This window comes from Streptococcus parasanguinis (assembly GCF_001074805.1).
In the GTDB taxonomy this organism is placed as follows: Bacteria; Bacillota; Bacilli; order Lactobacillales; family Streptococcaceae; genus Streptococcus; species Streptococcus parasanguinis_A.
This window is the reverse complement of record NZ_JUPI01000045.1, coordinates 1-4,846: the sequence shown is the minus strand read 5'-3', so window position 1 is coordinate 4,846 and position 4,846 is coordinate 1. Positions and strand designations below refer to the sequence as shown.

Here is a 4,846-nt window from a genome sequence, read left to right as displayed (position 1 = left end):
TTCATCTTCAATGAGTTTTAAAGCCTTATGAAAATCACCCTGATCTCTGTAGATCATCGCTAATTGATGTAATCCAATGTGCTCATTTTCTTTATCTTCATTTTGTTGAGCTAATAAAATGTATTTCTCAAAGATACGGGTACACGAGGCATAGTCTTTTTCTGCCAATAGTAAATACCCCATCAGATTTAAAAGGCTAAAATCTGTACAGGTATCAATGGAAAAATCTTGTTCAACCAACTTTTTAGCTTCTGCTGTTTTTCCCTCCAGAAACAACTCCCAAGCTGTATCAATTTTAGAAACCATCTATTTTCCCCTTTCAACTATAAACAACCTTCAAAAAATAAAATCACTCAACAAGAAGATGCTAAACACTACCTTTATAAATTTAATCTACTAGGCTAAAGTATAGCAAAAAGCCCAAATAACTACTATTTGGGCAAAATGTTACTTAGTTTCTTTTTAAACGAGCAATGAGTAACTTAATAAGATAAGCTAGAACCACAAGTGCTACTACGCGTGATAATAGATAGAAAATAGAATAAACAAAATAGATTTGCATATCTGACACCTCCTAAATAGAAGAGATTAACCATCTTGTCCTCAATATTATTGTACTCCCGTTTGAAAGCGGAGTCAAGCGCTATGATAAATAGTATCAACATCTGGAATAAATGTAAAGCCTACAAAAAGCAAAATAAATTAATCTGTTTCATTTTGAAATCCTTTAACGATTGTAAAATATATCCTATTTTAGAAGAGGTACGTAAGAAGTTATCAATTTAGATAAAGTCAAAGCAAGAGAGAAATATAATTAGTAAACATAAATACAATATTTTTTACATTTTTTATTATACTTTTATTAGTATAATTGGTAAAATCTTAATTAATAAAAATTATGGTCTATCTAATATTCCAATTACCTTACAACACAGGTTGATTGAATAGGATTAGATAACCGAAGTAATGTTGAAACGAATGGAGGGGGCTAATATTAAGAATTTAATAAGTGATCAAATGTCTAATAGACAAATCATCAAAGACTTTATTAGTAGTTTTATTAGTTCTTTAAGTGGAAAAGCTTTTAATTTTGCTTTAGGATTAATGTTACTGGACCAAACAAAATCGGCAATGAGTTTTGGAATCAATATGATCATCTATCCTTTAGTTAGTTTGATTTTCTTGGTTCCAATCGGTAATTTAGTAGACAGATACCGTCATAAAAAGATCTTAATTTATAATTTCATCTTTAGGCTTATAATTTTTCTTCTGTTTTATGCTTTTTATTTTTTAACGAATTCATCTACTATCTTATATCTAGTAATCCCGTTTGTCATATTCCACTCTATTACAGTTAACATCAATGATACTTGTTACTCAGCCTCTATCCACGAGTTAGTAAATGATACAAAAATTCAACGATTAAGCTCTGTTACACAAACTGCCATTGCTATCGCAACCATGCTTTCCCCAGCTATTGGAGTCATTTTTTATAATTGGTTAGGTTTCTCAGGCTTTATTCTCATAGAAATCATTGCAAATCTCCTTGCTTTAGGTGTCTTACTTACCATGAAATTCTTCTATGAACACGATGGGCAGGAAGCTGAGATCAAACAGAATGAAAACCATCAACACGGGGTTAAAGAAATTATCCGATTTTTAAAAGAAAATCAGATTGTCAAATATATTATTCTTGTTAGTGTTGTACTGAATTTTTTCTATACTTCCATTAGCATTGGAGTACCATTTGTAGTCAAAGAGCAACTCTTATTAGATAATGCAACAGTAGGTATCTTAGAAACAATGTCTGCAGTTGGAATGTTATTAGCCAGTGTGTCTATGTCGCTACTGCCAGACAAAAAAGAAAACAACACACTTCTCACTAATAGAATTCGCATTCCGCTTTTTCTTCTAACTATCGCTATCATTGGTTTGGGTATTACATTTGCAACTAGTAACACCCAGGTGATTATTTCTTCCGTTGGCGGTTTATTTATGGGAATTATCGCATTCACTCTTGTTATTCTAAATATTGTCGTCATGACCTATCTTCAAAGTAGTATTGAAACAAATTATTTAGGAAGAGTAATGAGTACTTTGTTCACACTAAATACGTCTATCATGCCGATAGGTACCATTGTATTTACTTATCTATTTCAAAAGGACATAAACGGAGGTCTGATATTCATATTTGGAGGTGTTTCTCTCCTGATCTATACCATGATAATGTTACCTCGAATATATAAAATACTCCAAAAAGAACATATTTATTGATATTGACAGAATTAAAATATTGTATAATTAAATCAAATATGACGCTGGGACCAGGAGGATTTATTATGGTTAATAATCTAGCTGTTGAAGTCACAAATCTTTCAAAAGAATTTTTACTAGGGCAAGATAAAACTGTCTCTATTTTGAAAGATGTTTCTTTATCTGTCAATTATGGGGAATTTGTATCAATACTTGGTGTCAGTGGTTCTGGAAAGTCTACTTTATTGAGTTGTTTATCAAGTTTATCTGAACCAACAAGTGGCGAAGTTGTTATCAATGGTGTGAATCCATACACTTTAAAAGAAGGGAAACTTGCTAAATTTAGAAGGCAAGATATTGCAATTATTTTTCAAAATTATAATCTGGTACCCGCTCTACCTGTTCTAGAAAATGTTACACTTCCTCTGAGACTTTCAGGAAAGAGTGTCGATAGCAATAAAGTTAAAAAAATGTTGGATAGTTTGAATTTTAAAGCAGAACTATCATCATTAGTTGCTACCTTATCAGGTGGAGAACAGCAAAAAGTGGCTATTACTCGTGCAATAATAGCTGATAGTAAAATTATTTTTGCTGATGAGCCAACAGGAGCTCTGGACAGCGTCTCAAGAAAACTTATTTTTGAAACACTTCGCAATTTAGCGAGTCAAGGAAAATGTGTTTTTATGGTCACTCATGATATTGAGTTGGCTTCAAAAACTGACAGAGCACTCATTTTAAAAGACGGAAAAATATCTCGACAAATTATTAAACCTTCAGCTGATGAGCTCTACCAAGCACTTGAAAGTAGTAAAGATTAATTTGAGGAGGATTTATTATGCTAAAATTAATCATTTACCAATTTCAGTACTCAAAAAGACAATGGTTAGGAACAATACCATTACTATTTGTATCTAGCCTGATTGTTGGAACATCCTTATTTGGTATTGCTAGTGCAATAAAGACTGCTAATATTAACGCTTCACAACTTTTTCAAATGCTAATATTTTTTGGAGGGACTACTCTATTTTTCCTTATTTCAAATAATATAAGACTGTTAATAGATATCTTTAAAAAGGATTACCAATTATGGGCTATATTAGGCGCAAGCAGAACTCAGCTGTCTTTACTTGTATCTGGACAGTTTTATTTAATGGCAGTGATTGTTAGTAGTATTGGTACAATACTTTCATTTATCGTGGCAGATAGTTACTACAAATTTTTACAAAATTTATTAGGAAGAGATGAGTTACCTGATTTGGTTATTACAGCCAACATTCAATCAATTTTATTGAGTGTTTTTATAGTCCCAACAATTGTCGGGATAGGGGCTTACTTTTATTCAAGTCGAATACTTAAACTAGCATCAATATTAAAACCAAAAAAGAAAAAGAGAAAGAGAAAAGTTAAAGTAACTGGTTTTGTTAACATCTCTGTTCATTTATTCCTATGGTTACTATGTATAGGTTTTATTGTTTCAGCAGGTTTTATCAGAAACAAAGTAATAATTGCAACACAATCAAGTATAATTTTATTTTTATTAATTATTCACATCCTTATCATTCAATCACTATCTCCATCAATTCAAATGTTTCTAATAAAATTTTTAATGAGGATATTTCCAACTGAAAATTATGTAATTAATACAGGATTTTGGAATCTACTATCCAATCCTAGCTATTTGAAAAGCATACAAACTTCAATGAGCATGGGAGTAACTCTCATTTCTGGGTTTATTCTTTACACCCAAAATATGTATTCATTCATGAATACAGCAAACGGTGTACAAGAAGCAAGAGCTTCCTTTATTGCTTATCTGTCTGCTCCAATTATTCTGATTATTACTAGTTCTATTTCTCTTACAATTTTATCTTCTAATAAAGATATTGAGGACATTAAACAGTTAAAGACACTGGGAGTTTCAAGATTACAACTTTTTAAAATACGTATAGCCGAGGCAATAATACATTCGGTATTAATTTTATTAGTATCAGTAGTTTTCAATTTAATTATTTTAATTTTAGTTAGCTTTATTGGCCAACTTTTAGGCCGTAGTTTAGTAGATATATCAGGTTTCTGGCAACCGAGTCTTATAGTTATTTCTTTGTTAGTTATTTTTTATAGTATTACAAAGGGATTTTATTTATTTCAAGATAGATAAATTGGAATAGTTACTGATTCAAAAAGAACACACTTATTGACATTGAAACAAAAGCAATACTAAAACGAAAAAGACAAGGATAAAACACCTTGTCTTTTTTTAAATACTAACAACTTAGACTAACGATGGGACTTTTTTCATAATTTAGCACCTTTTTAGTAACCTGTTAAAGATACGGATGTATAGTCCAGATAAAGACAATTCAAATTAGATTACGTCTATCTATTTATTTTATCTTTTATTTGCTTTAAGTCCTTTATCTCTTTTAGAATACTAAAAATATATAAACTAAATAGAACTACACCTAAAAAAGATAAAACAAAGAAACCAGACGTAATTTTTTCGCCTCTAACAGCTAGTACTCCAAGGGAAAAAATACCGATAGCCATTATGGAAATTATGAGGATAAACCACAAGTAAATCATGTAAAACTTA

Annotated in this window: 4 protein-coding genes and 1 pseudogene; 3 read left to right on the top strand and 2 right to left on the bottom strand. The window is 30.7% G+C overall.

The features are described 5' to 3' along the window. Nucleotides 1-306 (bottom strand): annotated as a pseudogene (locus ADI76_RS03175) (tetratricopeptide repeat protein); the annotation flags it as partial. 660 nt (nt 307-966) lie between these two features. On the opposite strand from ADI76_RS03175, the gene ADI76_RS03170 reads away from it, so the two are divergent. The 3 genes from ADI76_RS03170 (at nt 967) to ADI76_RS03160 (ending at nt 4,411) form a co-directional block, all read left to right on the top strand. Next, on the top strand, nt 967-2,274 hold the full coding sequence (locus ADI76_RS03170; RefSeq protein ID WP_049514733.1) for an MFS transporter: 1,308 nt from the start codon (nt 967-969) through the stop codon (nt 2,272-2,274). A gap of 65 nt (nt 2,275-2,339) precedes the next feature. Beyond that, nucleotides 2,340-3,071 carry an ABC transporter ATP-binding protein gene (locus ADI76_RS03165; protein ID WP_049514736.1) on the top strand — a complete coding sequence of 244 codons (732 nt, stop codon included), beginning with the start codon at nt 2,340-2,342 and terminating at the stop codon, nt 3,069-3,071. A gap of 17 nt (nt 3,072-3,088) precedes the next feature. Beyond that, complete coding sequence (locus ADI76_RS03160; RefSeq protein WP_049514732.1) at nt 3,089-4,411, top strand: hypothetical protein; 1,323 nt, start codon at nt 3,089-3,091, stop codon at nt 4,409-4,411. A 218-nt stretch (nt 4,412-4,629) separates the two neighbouring features. Here ADI76_RS03160 and ADI76_RS11575 read toward each other — a convergent pair. Then, nucleotides 4,630-4,846: hypothetical protein (locus tag ADI76_RS11575; protein WP_239683612.1), on the bottom strand; the 217-nt coding region annotated here is incomplete at its 5' end.